Below are 16973 nucleotides of genomic sequence, written 5' to 3' on the forward strand. Positions count from 1 at the left end.
TTTTGGTTGTGCAAAGATAGCGGGTAAAATTCCGGTTGTGCAAGCTAGGCCTACTATTTTGCCCCTAATTTTTTGAAGAAAGACTGCAAGGTGCTGAATTTCAGGGAAATTTTTTTACTCTTTTCTGGTGCTCTTGCTAAGTGCTCGTTGTAAAGCCCGGTTGAAAAGGAAGTAAAGACCGAATAACGACACGGCCACTAGCCCTATCACTAACAGTTTGCCTGTGGTGCCAGTGTCGGGGTCTTTGAGCAAGGCAAAAACGTCTTGAGCTTTGGTGCCGAGCCAGTAGAAAAATAAACTCCGCGGTAACATGCCCACAACTGAAGCCAGCAAGAACCGGCGACGGTCTACGCGCATAACCGCCAGTACGAAGGTCATGAGGGCAAATGGCAGCACGGGGGAGATGCGGGTTAGAATGATGAGCTGCCAGCTCTGGGTCTTCAGTTCCTGCATCACGGCATCGGCTTTGGGGAAGTGACGCAGAAACTGCAGCATCTTGCCGTGGTCTAGGGAGGCTGCAATGTGGTAGCCAATGAAGGCCGCTAGCGCGTAGGCCAGTACCATACCCGGTAGGCCCGGCCACCCCAGGTAAAAGCCAGTTACCAGGGCCACAAAGGTGGTGGGGGTAAAGGCAAAGGCCATGGTAAACGCTATAGCCACAAAATAGAATATGCTCTGGCCGGGCGTGAGGTGCTCTAGCAGCGCTTGGTTACGGTAGAGCATGTAACTGAGCGAGGAGCTGCCCAACACAGGTAGCGCCACCAGCAAGAACATAGACAGCAGCGTGGATGCGTTTTTCTGGAATAGCTCTTTAAGAAACGACATAGGCAGGAAAACAATCGGGCCGGCTTTTGTGGGCCGGCCCGAAGGTAAGAACGTAAGATTGGGGTCGAAGGCTACGCTTCAGGCTCCGCGTCGGGGGTGGGGCCGCCGGCCAGGGCTGGTTGAACTTCGTCAGTGGCACTGGTTTTGGCGCCGAAAAAGCGACGGATGGCCGTCCAAGCGCCAGCCAGCAGGGCCAGCAAGATTTTCCAAAACTTCAGAATAAGGGCGAAGAAGCCCACCTTCGCTAGCACTTTGCCGGCAATAAGGCCTCCGATGCCGTAGGCTGCCACCTCATCTAGTTTGGGGTTGAAGTCGGCGTACCGAAGGCCTTTGCTGAAGCTCACACCCTGCATCACGCCAGGGATGCTACTCCGCACTTCAGCTAACTGGCCGGGAGTGCCTACCGCGTTCAGCACCAACACGCCCTTACGCCCGAGCAGCCGCACGTTGTAGTTGAGGGTATGCTCGTTCTCGCCAGCAAATTGCAGCTCCTTGGCCCAGTGCAAAGCATTAAGCTGCTTGTCATAAAAGGGTTTAGCGGCCCAGCCCACCAGCGTTACGGCACCATAGCCGGCCTCGGCCCGCTCCTTATTAGTTTCAACCAGATCCGACTGCATGTCCTTGAGTAGATCGTCGTAATCAATGTCGTCGGCATCATCGTCCTTCACGTAGCCCATCTGGTCGTATTGAATCACGAAGGCCCAGTTGTTTTCATCCAGAGGGCCACGGTCGATGGGGAAGAGCATGCCCAGGTTCTCACCGCTGGGGTTACCCCACAGCTTGGTCAGCACTTTCGTGCTTTGGGCCACATCCAAGTAACGGAAGCCTTTCGGAACATTGATTTCGCCCACACCATCGGGCAGGGCTACGTGGCCAGTTTGGTAGTGCAAGGAGTCTTGCACGGCTTGCACGTAGGCTTTTAGCAGAGCCGCAGAATCGGGGGGCGTACCAGCGGCGCGGGTGCTTAGGTGCAGACACACGAAAGCCATTAGGAGTAGAAGTTTTTTCAAGCGGATAAGTGAAAAAGGATGAATAGAATTTTGTTGGTAAGATAGAACGCTATCGGGATAAGCTAAAACAAGCGCACACATAAAGTGCTTCTAGTGCGGACACTTGCCCGGCTAGGCCACTCGGTCGCGTCCGGCAGACATTCCTACCTTTGCGCTCAGTGTTTACGAGACGTTAATCTCCCGCATCCCGCCCTTATGAAATTCGGAACCAAAGCCATTCATGCCGGCGTGCATCCTGACCCCGAAACCGGGGCCATCATGACGCCTATCTACCAGACCTCGACCTACGTGCAACGCTCTCCCGGCGACCACAAAGGCTTCGAGTATTCGCGTACGCATAACCCTACCCGCACCCAACTGCAAGACGCACTGGCCGCCCTCGATAACGGCAAGCACGGCCTGGCCTTCGCCTCAGGTATGGCGGCCATCGACTGCATTGTGAAGCTGCTGCAGCCCGGCGACGAGGTAATTTCTACGAATGACCTCTACGGCGGCAGCTACCGTCTCTTCACAAAGGTTTTCGCCAACTACGGCATCAAGTTCCATTTCGTATCGATGCACGATATGAGCCAGGTGGAGGCTGTAGCTAACGAGCGGACCAAGCTCATTTGGGTGGAAACGCCTACCAACCCGCTGCTGAATATCATTGACATTGAAGCCGCCTCGGCCGTAGCCAAAAAAGTAGGCGCCCTGTTGGTGGTTGACAACACCTTCTCGACACCTTACCTGCAAACGCCCCTAGATTTGGGCGCCGATATGGTAATGTACTCGCTTACCAAATACATGGGCGGCCACTCCGACGTAGTAATGGGCGCCATTGTGGTGAAAGATGACGAGCTGCACGAGCGCCTCCGCTTCTTGCAGAACGCCTGCGGCGGCACGCCTGGCCCCCAAGACTGTTTCTTGGTGCTACGTGGCCTCAAGACGTTGCACGTCCGCATGCAGCGCCACTGCGAGAATGGCCGCGCCGTAGCCGAGTTCCTGAAGAGCCACCCTAAAGTGGGCAAAGTGTACTGGCCCGGCTTCCCCGACCATCCCAACCACGAGGTAGCAGCCAAGCAGATGCGCGGCTTCGGCGGCATGATTTCGTTTGTGCTGGAAGGCGACCGGAAGGAGGATGCCATAGCCGTGCTGGAGAAATTTGAGTTTTTCTCCCTAGCCGAGAGCCTTGGCGGAGTAGAAAGCTTATCAGGCCACCCGGCCACGATGACCCACGCCAGCATTCCGGCCGAGGAACGTCGTAAAGCCGGCCTCTCCGATTCGCTAATCCGCCTGAGCGTAGGGATTGAAGACGCCGAGGACCTGATTGAGGATCTAAAGCAAGCTATTGGGTAGAGCATTTTCTGGCTACTGGCCTAGTCAAGTGGTGGCTAGGCTAGTAGCCAGGCGTATAGCTATTACTACAGGAAACCCGTCTGGTGCTTGGTGCCAGGCGGGTTTTTCTGTTAGTATGTGTAAGCTGGCTTGGGAGGTAGAGCCTTACGCAATCTGCCGTGGCTAGTAGGTCCGTACATGCTTTCCCCTCATGACTATGGTCTCCCGGTATATGCGCTCTTTTCTGCTGCTATTCATGCTGCTCGGCTTTAGCTGCGGGCAGCCATCTTCCGATCCAGCTCCAAGCACTACGGTTCCTGGCCCGCCCACCTCAGCCGGCAATGCAGTGAGTTTTCTGTCGCTCGGTGATTCGTACACTATTGGGGAAGGCGTGCCGGAGGCTGACCGATGGAGTGTGCAACTGGCGCAGCTAGGCCAGGCGGAAGGCTTGCTGAAGCCGGATATTATTGCCCGCACTGGCTGGACTACCGCTGAACTGCAGGCGGCAATCAAGGCTGCCAATGTGCAGAAAACATACGGTCTGGTATCCCTGCTGATTGGGGTAAATAACCAATACCGCGGGCAGCCCTTAGCTACTTACCGCACTGAGTTTCGAGAGCTATTGCAAATAGTTGTCCGCTTGGCGGGCAACCGACCCGGCCGCGTATTGGTGCTTTCCATTCCGGACTGGGGGCAGACGCCTTACGCGCGGGGCTACGACCAAGCCCGAATTGGCGCCGAAATAGATCAGTTTAATGCGGCGGCTGAGCAGGAATGTCAACAAGCGCAGGTGGCCTACCTTGCTATTACCGACCTCACCCGCGCGGCTGCCAATGACCCCACCCAGTTCACTTCTGATGGGCTTCATTATTCGGGGAAGCACATGCGGCAGTGGGCCGACCAAGCTTTGCCCGTGGTGCGTACCTTGCTGCGCTAGGCCTATAGGGCGGAGTGCGTCCAGAACCATGCTGCAATGACCCAAGTACGCCACTCTCGTGGGTGCGCTCAATGGCTGGCCTAGCGCTAGTTTTCTGGCTGAGCTGCGTGCGTTTGTAGCATTGCGCGTATTTTGCCCCGGCATGCGCCATTCGCACCACCCTATTTTGCAGCCTGACTCCTCGCTAAATCCGCCAGTAATGGGAAGAACCCTTCTGAAGATACTTGTAGCCGTGTGTGTGGCTGGTGTGGTGTTGTTTGTGCTGCTGCGCCGGGTATACCCGCAGTTGCAGGAGGAAAGCAGTGGGGTAGGAGTGCCCGCAACCCTCACCAGCAATACCCGCGAGGCAGTAGAAGGAACCGGCAAAATCCCCATTGACCCGCAGCGCTGGTACCTGCTTACCAATGCTCCCGATGGTATCCCGGCCCTGTTTGATGGCATTACCAATGCCAATATTTCGCGGGGCTGGGGCAAGCTACTCGACCAGTATGAGGCGTATTATCCGCTGCAGAAAGGGGAGTCGTTTGTGCTTGAAAGCGTGAAGATGTACGATGGAGAAGGCAGCAGCTCCGGGGCGCCCATGGTGCTATCCATCATCACCGAGGGGTGGGAGCAGATTCCGATTGCCACCTTTGCGGGCAACGAATATCAGCAGTGGGTGGGGCCTGATCCGAGTGAGCCCAAGGAGTATGCCCTAGCGCAACCTATTCGCAACGCGCGCTACCTAGTCATTACCTCGGGCACGGTGTATCCGACCGAAATTGAGCTGTACGGCACGTATAAAGCGGCCAAAATGCCCCCAGCCCCCAGCGCCAGCACGCTAGCTGCTCAAAAGGCCGTGAAGCTGAAGCAGATGTTTGGGGTAAATGGGTTTGAGTGGAATTTGGAGGATGGCAATAACCCATCGGAAGTAGACCCGGCCCGGCTGAAGGCGGTAAAAAACTTTACCGGTATTCGGCACTATCTCGACTGGGAAAGACTGGAGCCGCAACCTGGCAGCTACACGTTCAATCCCTCACACAACGGCAGCTGGAATTACGATGCCATGTACAGCCGTCTGAAGCAAGAGGGCGTAGAGGTATTAGCCTGCATTAAAACGCTGCCCAAGTGGATGCAGGAGTCGTACCCGGCTACGGAGCGAGACGCCGAAAACGTGCCCGCGCAGTTTGGTAAAGACTTGAAAGCTCCCGCTTCCTACGTGGAGCAGGCCAAAGTAGCTTTCCAGTTTGCCGCGCGTTATGGCAGCAACCAAGCCGTGGCGCGGCCGCTGGTAAAAGTAAGCACCCGCCCGCCTCGCTGGACCGCCGACCCCGTAAATGAAGTAAAGACTGGCCTAGGCCTCATTCGTTACATAGAGTGCGATAATGAGCGCGACAAATGGTGGAAGGGCCGCAAAGCCTATCAGACGGCCGCAGAGTACGCGGCTAACCTGTCGGCGTTTTACGATGGGCACAAGAATACCCTGGGGCCTGGGGTTGGAGTGAAAAATGCCGACCCTAAGATGCAAGTAGTAATGGGTGGCCTAGCGGCACCTACCCCCGACTACGTAAAGGGCATGATAGACTGGTGCCGCCAAAACCGGGGTTATAAGGCCGATGGCAGTGTGAACCTGTGTTGGGATGTAATCAACTACCATCTCTACTCCAACGATGCCCGCACCTCGCAAGGCGGAGAGCCCACGCGCGGGGCGGCTCCTGAACTGTCAGAAGCAGGGCAAGTAGCCAAGGCCTTTGTGCAAATGGCGCACGAGTACGCCGGCAACATGCCCGTTTGGATTACGGAAACCGGCTACGACCTCAACCAGGGCAGCCCGCTCAAAGCTATTGCTATCGGCAACAAAACGGTGCAGCAAACCCAGGCCGACTGGATTCTTCGCACCTCCTTGCTGTACGCCCGCTGGGGAGTGGAGCGCGTATTTCTATATCAACTCTACGACGACAACCCGCAAAATCCTACGCGGTTTGGCTCCATGGGCTTACTCAACGACGACAAAACGCCCCGGCCAGCGGCTCAATACATCAGTCAGGCTAACAAGCTGCTAGGGGCTTACACCTATAAGCAAACTCTGCACTCCGACCCCATCGTGGACCGCTACGAGCTGAATGGACGCTCGGCCTACGTGCTGGTAGTGCCCGATGAGAAAGGCCGCACGGCCCCCTATACGCTGAACCTTGGCAAGGCCACCTACGCCGACGTACATAAGCCGGCCATTGGCAAAGAAAGCATGGACAAACAGCGGGTGCCTGTGCAAAACGGCAAACTCTCCTTGCAGGTAACAGAAACCCCTGTATTTGTGCTGGCCCCATAAGTTACGCGGCGCAGTGGCCTAGGTCACTGCGCTGCGTAACTTATTGAGTGTGGAGTTGCTACACGCTCTGTACGCGCTTGAAGGCGCTCAGGAATTTTGTGATAATAGCTTTGCTCTCTACCAAGCCAACTTTGGCCATTTCCGTCAGCGACAAGGAGAGGTCTTTGCGCAGCAGCAAGTATCCAAACAAGAAACCCGATAGTACCGTGGGGAAGCTGGCAATGGCCACCCCATAAATTCCCTTGAACAGGTAAATCCCCGCAAAGTCGCCGGCTACGTTAATGGCCAGCATCATGAACACCTTAATCAGGTTGAGGCGCGGCTTATTGATTACCTCGAGGGTGATACCAGTAAACCGGTCGATGGGGAAGAGGATGGCCATGGCCATAAATATGCGTAGCAGGTTAGCCGCCTCCGTGCCGATGTATTTGCTGCCGCCTAAGATGTAGATTGGAATTTCGGCCAGCAGAATGGTGCCCCCCACAATTGGGAGCAAAACCCACGTAACAATGCCTACATTCTTGGTGAGAATACTTCTCAACTCAGCTTTATCGTTCTTGTTGTAGGCCACCGAGAGCATGGGCATGGCAGTGGCAATGGAACTGCCCACCAGCAGCTCAATAATAATCATGAAGCGCTGCGCCAAGTTATATACCGCCAGTGCGGCCGGGCCCAGCATAAAGTTGATAATGAACGTATCGGAGTTGCGAAACAAAGTGGCGCCAATTTGGCTGCCCACGCTGTATTTACCGAAGTTAGCCAGCTCCCGTATGCACTCCGTGCTGCGGTGCTGGATGTCGCCGAGCCGAGTGTAGCCCGCCACCAGCGTTACCAGGCTAGTGAAAGAAGCGGCAAACAGGTTGGTGTAAACAACATTGGTAACCGTCACTTTTTGCAGCCACAGAAGCCCAAACAGGCCTATTACCGACAAGCCCAACTGCATAGAGCGCAGGTACAAGAGCTTATCGAAGCGCTGCTCTGCCTGAAGCACACACATGCCCACGAAGGAGGGCAGCATGCACACCAGCGTCAGGCCCGACCATTTGATGAACAGGTTCAGGCCTTCGTTGGCCAGGGGGTAGCTCAGCAGGTATGCCCCAATATTGAGCAGGCCAAACAGCACCGTAATGGCAATGCTGATAACCCAGGTTGAGCCCATTACCTCGGCGGCGCGCTTAGCAGCGGCGCCACAATACCACCGCATGAAGGCAGTGGTCACGAACCCGGCCCGCAAGGAGTCGGCTAGGCCTAGCACCGAGTTGAAGAACACGTACGCGCCAAGCTCCTCTACTTTCATATAGCGGAAGAGCAAGCCAAAGTACACGATGTTGATTGCCTGTACAGTCATATTGCCCGTAAGCGACATCAAGTGTTTGTTGCTCAAGAACGAGGCAATTTTACTGGTCAAGCTATTTCCCATTGCAATGCTGAAGTGCCATCCCCTGGCCTAGAAATGCCAAGGTGGTAAAAGAGAGAAGGTCGGGTTAGGAACGAGGGCCTTACGCCGGAGAGCCGGCGTAGAGTAAAGGGCGGTAGCGCAGATCAGGCACTTTTAACTCGAGCCCCGAGGTGTAGGTCGTAGTTGTATTTCACTTGCCGGAACACCGTGCGGATCATCGCAATCAGCAGGTTGTCGCTGTTGCGCCAGTTGCTACGCGTAACGGTGCTGGGCTCTTCCGCCGAGTTTTCCTGGGTGAAAAGATCATTGAACTTGTCATAAAACAGGCCTTTGCCTTGGTTCTGGATAAATGACAAGCACATCAGATATTCCGTCCGGTCACTTTTGATGCCCTCTTTGTAGCGGCCAAACTTCTCCATAAAAGAGCTGCGCCGCAGGTGCGGATGGTCGCTGTAGTGGTAAATCTTAGTAGTGTTCAGGTACCACGGCTTGTAGAGCATTTCTGAAAAACCTTGGCCGTAGGGCTTCAGATATGGGTACGCATAGTAGGCGTAAAACCGAACAATGTCGATGTCCTCGGCCTTCTGCATGATGGCGTAGGCGTCCTGGAAATGCGGCGTAAATTCACGGGAGGGCACAAAGTCTTCCTGCACATACAGCGTGTAAGGAGTTGTAACCGCATCCTGGCCCTTATTGAGGTTGTTGCCGAGGCCCTTGTTCACGGGAGTGGTTATCAGCCGGAACTGGTACTGCTGCTGCAAGTCCTGCAAAGCCTGTTGGTGCACTGGCTTGCTGCCATCGTCTGAAACCACAATGTCTCCGAAAGAAACTCCCAGATCGGCAAAATTGCGTAGCAGCCGCTCAATAGATTTGCTGCGGTTGTAGTGCGTAATCAGGAGTGTGACCTCAGGGAAACTAGCCGTTGTCATCGGTTCAGGTGCGTAATAGAAGGAGGTATCTAAAAGGGCTAGGCGCAGTGGCCTAGATAGTAGTGGTAGGAACGGCCACGGCCCGCTGGGCTTTATCCCAAGCGGCGGGCTGGGAGTTGCGCATGAAGCGTCCAAAACCACGGAAGGCTGCCACGTTCATCATAGTGAAATACAGCGGCACCAAGGCTGCGCCGGCTTTTCGACCGCGGGTGGCCATTAACCAGCCTAGGCCACTAGCCACGTAAAACAGCACTTGCAACGCCAACAGCACCGTATAGATGCCATGCTCGGTGTAGGCCAGGTAGGCATTGAGGGGGAGCAGCAGCGCCAGCAGAACTGGGGTGAGGCTCCAGCGCAGTACCCGGTGCGAGACGTACAAGAACGTTACCAGCGGTTGGCGCAGGGGGTTGAGCAGGAAGGTGAGGCGCGACATGGCCTGCCAGCCACCTGCGCAAATGCGCACTTTGCGGCGCATTTCTTCCTTCAGTGAGGCAGAAGGCGGCTCCATGGCATAAGCTTTCGGCTCGTATACCACCTTGTAGCCCGCCCCCACAATGCGCATCGACTGGATGAAGTCGTCGAGGATAACGTCTTTTTCTAACGGATCAAATAGCTCCGTCCGGAAGGATACCAGCTCGCCGGCGGCTCCCATTAGGCTGTATATATCCGAGTCGCAGCGCTTCAGCATCGACTCATATTTCCAGTAGAGACCTTCCCCGGAACCCGAGGCGGTACCGTCGTTGAGCACGTGCTTCTCGCCGGAAACCGCTCCCACGCGTGGGTCTTGGTAGTGCGTAACCATGGCCCGCACTGCCTCAGGGTTTAGCAGCGTGTTACAGTCCGTGAAAATGACGTAGGGCGTGGTAATGTGCTGAATGGCCCGGTTTTCAGCCAACGACTTGCCGCCCCGTTCCGGAATGTGCAGGTGCTGCACCTCAGGGTAAGCGGCCAGCACCTCACCCGAGTTGTCCGTGGAGCCGTCGGTGATGAACATTAGCCGCAGCTTATCAGTGGGGTAGTCGAGCTCTTGGCAGTTACGCACTTTAGCCGCCAGAATATCGGCTTCGTTATAGGCCGGTACCACCAAAGTCACCTCGGGCTCAAATGTGACTGAGAGGGGCTTTTGCTTCGTGCTTTTTCGCACAAGGTAGGCCCACACTGCTACCAGTAGGCCGTATCCTACATAGGTATAGAAAACAACGGCCAGAAATAACCAAAAACAAACTACAAGCATGAGCAGAAACCGATGAAATGCACTACCACGCCACGCACAGCGTACCAGAAATACTGCGGTGGTGTATTACGTATGTTGAAAACTAGTCCTGGACTTTTATGGCGGGGCCAGTAATATATTCTGCCATATATTTCGTGTGTAGTTTAAGTCTATTCAGGAAGGCCTGAACAATACTGCCGTCTTGCATCAGCTTGCGAGTAGAAGTAAATACAATAGCTCTGGGGTCAGTTACCTGCTTTAAATTCCCGCGGGTTTTCAACCGAATTGCCATTCGGCCGTCTTCTGATTCTTCTACGTTTTCGGCGTTATTAAATGTGCGGGCTGTGTGCACCTTAAAGCCACCGGTTTCCCGGCCTATTTCCGTAACCAGGCCCATATTAAAGCCAAGCACATTCATGAATTCGCGGTGCCGTTTTTTAATACCGGTCAGCACGTTGCCAATCATTTCGTACACCCACAGCCCTTTACGGTCTGTTCCATCCTCCGGCAGAAATGCGTAACGGCCATATACCCCCGTAATGCTGGCCGATTTAATCATGGGCGCCGTCATGAGTTCAATCCAGTGTGGCGGATAAAACGTGTCTGCATCGGCGCACAACAAATATTTGCCCTTCGCCTTGTATAGGCCAGTTTGCCGAGCATACGTAATGCCCTGCATCGGTTCGAAATAACTCGTTACTCCGAGCGTGTCTAATACCTGCTGCGTTGAGTCAGTGGAATTATTATTGATTACCACAATTTCTACTTTCAGCGTGGTGGTATTAGAGGCCAGCGTAGAAAGAGTACGATAAATATTATTTTCCTCGTTCCAGGCCGGAATTACCACCGATACGTCAGGGGAAACGTGCTTAAACTTGCTTAAGCGCGTCCGAAGCTCCTCTACTTCAGCCGGGGTGAGGTCGGCAAAATTCTTATGTAAGAATAAATGCTTTTGAATCCAGTTCGGTACGGAAAGCGGGGGCATTTTCATGATTATTCGTATTAAACTGGGTCTTTAGGCTAAGTCGGCGTTGAGTGTGTGAACCGGAGAAGGGCTACCTACGAATATGTTTTCCAGCCATTTGTCAAGCGAGTAGTCTACGCGGCTAGGCTCCAGCTCCTTCTCCAAAAAAGAAGCGGGCAGCTTGATATCATTTAAATCAATGATGGCTATTTGCTCCGGATTGTAGCCGGGCTCTTTCGTAACCCAGGCATTTGTAGTTAATACCTTTTTGCCGGTGCCAATGGCATCAATTACGCGCATAGCCATGCCGGTTTGTTTGGCGTTGCTCACGTCAACAATGGCTTTCGATTTATTGAAAAGCGCCAGGTATTCTTTGCGGCTCATGGGGGCAAAGCTTATCAGACTTTTATCCAGCTTTGTGCCCTTTAGTCGCTCAATCAAATAATACCGGTACGACATGTAGAAATGGCTATGCAATGTGTAGCCATGCCGGTCGGCAAACTCTTTGAATTTAATTAGCCCCGCGTAGCGCTCCGGGAGGTAAGAGCCGAAATAGAAGAAATCAATTTCCTTGCGCTCATTCTGGGTATTATGCGCCAGCTTTTTTACTTCGTCGATGTAAAAGGTTGGGCTATACTGAATCCAGGGGTTTTGCTCTACGTCTTTGTAATCAAACGACAGTACTTTGTCGAATTCACCGGTGATGTTGTAGTCGGCTTCCAGCTCCAGAAAAGGACTATTAACGTTGGCATCCCACTGGTACATAATAGTGGTAATGCCCGGGTTCATGGCCTTTACTGCGCGCACAAACGAAAGCGGCATGCGTAGGCCTCTGATCACTAGAAAGTAATCAAATTCTTTATTCGCAATTTTCTTGAGAATAGATGTGTAGTGCTTCTGCTGATATTCGTCGAGCCAAAAAGGAAACAACCGATTTACAATGCCATATTTAATGGAGGTGTCTCGCTCGGCAAAAAAGGTTACCTCTGCGCCGTACTGCTCAATCTTCTTAATTATCTCTAAATGATACTCGTAGAAAGCTACACCAATAAATAAGACCTTTTTGTTTTTGAAAACATCCTTTAGCATGGGTGCTCTGCGTTTAAGTGGTGTTAGTGGCCTAGAGTGCAGTTGCGAAAACTGAGCAGAGTAAACCTACTGTGGTGGCTATGCGAGCCAGTGTTCTACTAAGACGCGGCTTGCAACGAGGGCGTCAGGGCATCGTAAATTTTAGACACTACGGCCTCCCAGGTGTGGCTCTGCGCGCACCTAATGCGTGCGTTTACCGCTGCCTCGTTGTGGTCGTTCAGGGCCTGCTCTAGCTGCTGTACCCATTCGGCGTGGGTGCTAGCTACCAGCACGTGGGGCAGGAACATCTCCATGGCCTGAGTTTCGGTGGCTACAACGGGTTTTCCCATGGCCAGATACTCATCTATTTTGAGGGGGTAGTTACCAATGGTGATTTCGTTGACGATCTGCGGGTTGATGCACACATCGAAATGCGCCACGTAGGCAGGTAGCTGGTCGGGGGTTTTGGTGCCCAGGAAATGGACGTTGGGAAGCTCATGCAACTGACTCTTTGTGAATGCCTCGTCCTCCGGGCCCACCAGCACCAACTGCCACTCGGGGCGCTGGCGCGCAATGTAGATCAGCAAGTCAATGTCGAGGCGCAACTCCGTCAGGTAACCTGTATACCCAATGATAGGCCTAGCTATTGGGGCCATGTCCGGCGGAGTGCTGAAGTGGCCATCTGCCTGGTACAACGAGAGCACGCAGCCCTGGCCTACATCGTGGCTGTGGGAGTTGTACTTGCGGGCGTAATCGCGCAGCCAGCCCGAGTTGGCCGTTATCACGTCGGCTCGCTTGATGAGTTCTGCTTCAATCCAGGGGCCGTGCCGCTTAAAGTACGGCTGGGGCAGTACGTAGTCGCGGATGTTGTAAATGTATTGCTGGGTTTTCAGCAGGTGCGGTAGGTCCAGCGCCGAATAAATCAGGCCGTCCTGAAAGAAGTAAAAGGTGTCGAAGCCGAGTAGTTTGGCCGCCTTCTGAATACTGCGCGCCAGCAGCCGGCTGTTAATCTGGTTGGCTGCTTTGAATAGAGATTTGGAAGTCAGCCAGTTCGCCGACAGAAAAATGACTCCCGTGTTGTAGACCCAAATGTTGGGCTCTACCTGCTCCATGCCTTCTGTTTGGCCCAGTACTACCCGCAGCCGCTTTTTCACTTCCGGCTGCTGGTACGAGCGCAGCAGCGTGTTAATGTCAAGCGGCAGGTTCACGTAGAGCACCCGATTTGTTTTGCTGAACTCCTTGGCTAGGTTACGCGAGTTTATGCCAATGGTAGTGTCCCAGGATTGTTGGGAAACGATAATTATGTTCTGGTTATTCATGGAACACACGTGAGTTGGCAGCTACCGGTTAGAAAAAACCTTCAGGCCTTTTCTGAGGCCAACAACAAAGCAGATCAGCGTTGGTAAGGCAATCAATTCCCAAGGCATATGAAGCGGAGTTTAGGGCTGAGCAGCCTCGGCGCCGGTTGTAGCGTGCGGAGTAGGTAAAAAGGAGGCTTTGGCTTTTTTGGTTTGCAATAGGGCTATTACCATGGCACCCAACGCAATAGGCAAGTGCCAAATAGCTTGCCCTACTTGGCGGTTGTACATACGGCCCGGTAGCGAAATGAGTAGTGACGCTCCAGTGCCGAGCAGCAAGCCAGCCCAAAACAGCGGCGAAGGACCCACTGGCCAACCTGGCAGCGAAAGCAGCAGCAACAGGCCTAGCACCCCCAGCAGCAGAATGCGCGGTACCAGCAAGGTTTGCAGCACTTTGTCAAAGAACTCGCCGTTGCCGCGCCACAATTGCACGGGGCCCTCCCAGAAGTATTTTTTCAGAAACTCCAACTGCGCCGCAATCCAGCGGGTGCGTTGGGTGGTGAAAGCTTTTGAGTTGGGAATTTTCTCATCGAACACGTAGGAGTTGGAGAGGTAGCCGATCTTAACCCCATCTTTCACGATGCGGAAGTCCATCTCCTTGTCTTCGCCCGGCGTATCGCCAATGTCCTGAAGCAGCTGCTTGAAGTAGCCATACTCGAAGGCCATGCCCGAGCCAATCAGCGCCGCCGACATGCCCAGGCTAGCGTGACCCTGGCGGAAGATGTGGTTATTAATTTCCTCGTTGCAGGCATCCAGCACGGCAAAGGGCGAATCAACATTTTTGGCGGTGCGGTGTCCCTGCACTACCCGGTAGCCAGCGGCAAAGGCCCGGTTTACTTCCGTCAGGAAGCCGGTATCCATTACGTTGTCTACATCTAATACCACGGCCACGTCGTAGCTCTCGGCAGGCAGCGTTTGTAGAGCTACCAGCAGGGCTTTGCCTTTTGTGCTTTTCTCAAAGGCTACCTCAATCACGCCAATATCCTGGCTGCGCAGTTTGGCTACGGTAGCGGGCTGTAGGCCATCGGCAATAACGTACACCTGCATCTGGCCCGGATAAGCGTGGCGCTTGGCGGCTGGGGCCGTTTCCAGAATCACGGCGTCGGCGTGGTAGGCCGGAATAAGTACGCACATGCGCTGGAGGGGGGCCGAGGCTGTTGCGTTGGGAGCAATGGGTGCTTGTTTCCAGTGTCCTGCCAAAGCAAAAAACAGCAGGTACAGCACATTGAAGAGCAGGAAGAGGCCTACCGCATACAAAAGCAAAGAAATCAGGGGTAGGAATAAGCTCATCGTAAATAATGATTTTGATGTACGTTGTGGGGGTGCAGATGCCACTTAAGGCCTCGCCACAATGCACTTAAATACTTTTGCTCTAGCCGCAGGGCATGTACGGCTACTTGCTTGGGTACAGCTACGAACAAGAAAAACAGCATGCCACTCCAGAACCGCATGCCCGTTGAGTTGCGCCGAATAAATAGCAGCCGGTTGCGGTACATGTAATACGTGCGCATCACGGAGCCCTGGCCTACAGAAACCGACTCCTTATGATAAACTGTGGAGTCGCCCACGTAGTGGCACTCATAGCCACCCCGTTTGATCATCTCGCACCAGTCTAGTTCTTCGTAGTATAAGAAGTAGAGTTCGGGCATCAGGCCCACTTCCTTGATCAGGCGCATGGGCACCATCATGGCTGCGCCGTGAGCTAGGGCCGTAGGCGAAGAAGCGTTGTGCTGGCCCTGATCCTTTTCCAGGTGGCCGTAGGTAACGCTACGCCCGGTCCAGGGATTAATGCCCCCGCAGCCCGCGTACTGAATCAGGTTGTCGGTGCCGAAGAAAATAAGCTTGGGCGAGGCAATACCAGCCTTGGGGTTAGTTTCGAACAGCTCCACCAGCGGCTCCAGGAAGCCTGGCTCTACTTCGGTGTCGTTGTTGAGAAAGAGCAAGTATTTGCCCTTAGCTGCTGCAATACCCAAGTTGTTGCCGCCCGCAAAGCCCAGGTTCTCGGCAGAGCGGATGACCTGCACGTCGGGAAACTGGGCCTGAATAGGCGCCACCTCTTCCTCGGGCGAGGCATTGTCAACCACAATAACCTCCACGTTGGGGTAAGTAACCCGCTGCACCGACGCGAGCATCTCGCAGGTAACGCGGGCCTGTTTGTAGTTGACCGATATAATGGAGACGAGTGGCCTAGACATGCTTAACTACTGCGGTAGAAGGAGGGGTGTCGAGCTCGGGGCCCAAAAAGACGAAAACCCACGACAGATAGATGATCATAGCCGACGGAATCTGGTTCATCACCTCGTTGCCGTAACTGGCTACTAAAATGCCGCTGTAACCTGCCGTGAGGGCCAGCAGCTTTTGCCGAAGCAGCGGGTCGCGGATGCGCCAGACGATGCCGCAGCACTTACCCAGGATGTACACCATCATCCCAAACCAGATGATGAAGCCTACAATCCCGTACTCAGCCCAGATTTTTACATACAGGCTGTCGGGCTCAATGGTAGAAATGTATTTGTTAGGGTTGAACTCATGACCCCAGCGACCAATGGTGCCCACGCCTTCACCGAAAGGCTTGTCTTCTAGAAATTTACGCAATTTCAACTGGTTGGAAAGGCGCAACTGAAAAGAAGGGTCTTCGGGGTCGAGGGAAGACCGGAGACGCACGATATCGGCGTTGCTGCTGCCCACACTGGTGTACTTGAGCAAGCCAAAACCAGCACCGGCTACCAGGCAGCCTAAAATCAAGATCTTGATCTGCTTGCTGAGCGCCAAGTACACGAATATGCCGGTAGCTACCACGAACATGGCTCCCCGCGTACCCGATATCAGCATGCCGTAAAACAGTAGGCCACTAGCTACGGCAAAGAGAATTCGCTTCCACCAGGTAAACGGTCCCAAGGCCAGTACCAAACACACCAGGCCAATTTCCGCCTGCGAGGCCCCAAACTGCGCGGCCTCACTGTAGTAAGAAAACACCCGCAGCTTGCCCCAAATAAGGTGGGTGCGGTATTGGCCGGCGTCGAGCCACTGCTGCTCGGCGGCATCTAGGCCAATGAATTTCTGCTTCATCCCATAGAGTGCCCCCAGCACGGAGAGCCCAATTACCAGAATCAGAAACAGGCGTAGGTCGCGTTGCGTGTTAAATACCAGAAAGCCCAGCGGTACGGCCAGCACCCAGTAAAGCGTGAGGCTGCGCATTTCATAAAACCAGCCGGTAGTGCTAGCTCCAGAGGGGTTGGCTAGCTGCAGAACATTGATAATAAACCAAAGCAGTGCTAGCAGGCAGATGTCATTCTGAATACGCTTCCACTCAACTTCCTCGGGGCGCAGAAGAACGGCTAACCACGTGAGCAGCAGCACGGCGTCCATGCCCAGGCCTAGCGGGATATTGGTAACCACATGGCGACCAATAAAGCCGAGAATAAAGCAGTACAGCACGTAGGCCACCATGCCCGACCGTGGGCTATGGAAAACCAGATATAAGAAGAAGACCAGCAGCGGCAGTCCTAATAGAACCCCCGGAATAACCGGGCCTGCCATGCCCGCCAGCCAACCTGCTCCCAACGCCCCCAGCACCGCCGCTGGTAACAGCCAGCGGGAGTTAAGTAGGTTTTGGGAAAAAGAAGGAGTCATTTTCATAAATGCAGG

At 54.1% G+C, this 16973-nt stretch carries 14 protein-coding genes; 3 read left to right on the plus strand and 11 right to left on the minus strand.

Going from position 1 to position 16973, the window contains the following annotated elements:
• Positions 1-114 precede the first annotated feature (114 nt).
• Positions 115-825, minus strand: coding sequence for a TVP38/TMEM64 family protein (locus tag EU556_RS05120; protein WP_135431668.1), 711 nt, complete (start codon positions 823-825; stop codon positions 115-117).
• A 71-nt stretch (positions 826-896) separates the two neighbouring features.
• On the minus strand, positions 897-1835 hold the full coding sequence (locus tag EU556_RS05125) for a DUF2167 domain-containing protein (protein ID WP_167855455.1): 939 nt from the start codon (positions 1833-1835) through the stop codon (positions 897-899).
• 195 nt (positions 1836-2030) lie between these two features.
• Between EU556_RS05125 and EU556_RS05130 the strand changes: the two genes are divergently transcribed.
• The 3 genes from EU556_RS05130 (at position 2031) to EU556_RS05140 (ending at position 6394) form a co-directional block, all read left to right on the plus strand.
• Positions 2031-3170, plus strand: coding sequence for a cystathionine gamma-synthase (locus tag EU556_RS05130; RefSeq protein ID WP_135431672.1), 1140 nt, complete (start codon positions 2031-2033; stop codon positions 3168-3170).
• Between the two features lie 211 nt (positions 3171-3381).
• A complete protein-coding gene (locus EU556_RS05135) occupies positions 3382-4086 on the plus strand; it encodes an SGNH/GDSL hydrolase family protein (RefSeq protein WP_135432623.1) in 705 nt (234 codons plus the stop codon).
• Between the two features lie 199 nt (positions 4087-4285).
• The gene (locus tag EU556_RS05140; RefSeq protein WP_245327427.1) at positions 4286-6394 is read left to right on the plus strand and encodes a beta-galactosidase; all 2109 of its coding nucleotides are present in this window, start codon (positions 4286-4288) and stop codon (positions 6392-6394) included.
• Positions 6395-6452: 58 nt separating this feature from the next.
• Here EU556_RS05140 and EU556_RS05145 read toward each other — a convergent pair whose 3' ends face one another.
• The 9 genes from EU556_RS05145 to EU556_RS05185 all read right to left on the minus strand — a co-directional run bounded on the left by EU556_RS05145 (position 6453) and on the right by EU556_RS05185 (position 16958).
• Positions 6453-7814, minus strand: a complete 1362-nt coding sequence (locus tag EU556_RS05145) for a lipopolysaccharide biosynthesis protein (RefSeq protein WP_135431676.1) — start codon at positions 7812-7814, stop codon at positions 6453-6455.
• A gap of 122 nt (positions 7815-7936) precedes the next feature.
• Positions 7937-8722: a glycosyltransferase gene (locus EU556_RS05150; protein ID WP_135431678.1), complete on the minus strand. Its 786-nt coding sequence runs from the start codon at positions 8720-8722 to the stop codon at positions 7937-7939.
• A gap of 52 nt (positions 8723-8774) precedes the next feature.
• On the minus strand, positions 8775-9866 hold the full coding sequence (locus EU556_RS05155) for a glycosyltransferase family 2 protein (protein WP_245327428.1): 1092 nt from the start codon (positions 9864-9866) through the stop codon (positions 8775-8777).
• A gap of 172 nt (positions 9867-10038) precedes the next feature.
• Positions 10039-10926 (minus strand): glycosyltransferase family 2 protein, encoded by an 888-nt coding sequence (locus tag EU556_RS05160; protein ID WP_245327430.1) that lies wholly within the window; start codon positions 10924-10926, stop codon positions 10039-10041.
• Positions 10927-10950: 24 nt separating this feature from the next.
• Positions 10951-11988 carry a CgeB family protein gene (locus tag EU556_RS05165; protein WP_135431682.1) on the minus strand — a complete coding sequence of 346 codons (1038 nt, stop codon included), beginning with the start codon at positions 11986-11988 and terminating at the stop codon, positions 10951-10953.
• Between the two features lie 98 nt (positions 11989-12086).
• Complete coding sequence (locus EU556_RS05170) at positions 12087-13286, minus strand: glycosyltransferase (RefSeq protein WP_135431684.1); 1200 nt, start codon at positions 13284-13286, stop codon at positions 12087-12089.
• Positions 13287-13406: 120 nt separating this feature from the next.
• Positions 13407-14615 carry a glycosyltransferase gene (locus EU556_RS05175; protein ID WP_135431686.1) on the minus strand — a complete coding sequence of 403 codons (1209 nt, stop codon included), beginning with the start codon at positions 14613-14615 and terminating at the stop codon, positions 13407-13409.
• Positions 14612-15520 (minus strand): glycosyltransferase family 2 protein, encoded by a 909-nt coding sequence (locus EU556_RS05180; RefSeq protein WP_135431688.1) that lies wholly within the window; start codon positions 15518-15520, stop codon positions 14612-14614. Before EU556_RS05180 ends, EU556_RS05175 begins: the two co-directional genes overlap by 4 nt.
• The gene (locus EU556_RS05185) at positions 15513-16958 is read right to left on the minus strand and encodes an O-antigen ligase family protein (RefSeq protein ID WP_167855457.1); all 1446 of its coding nucleotides are present in this window, start codon (positions 16956-16958) and stop codon (positions 15513-15515) included. The genes EU556_RS05180 and EU556_RS05185 overlap by 8 nt, the downstream gene beginning before the upstream one ends.
• Positions 16959-16973 lie beyond the last annotated feature (15 nt).

The organism is Hymenobacter fodinae (assembly GCF_004745825.1).
Lineage (GTDB): Bacteria > Bacteroidota > Bacteroidia > Cytophagales > Hymenobacteraceae > Hymenobacter > Hymenobacter fodinae.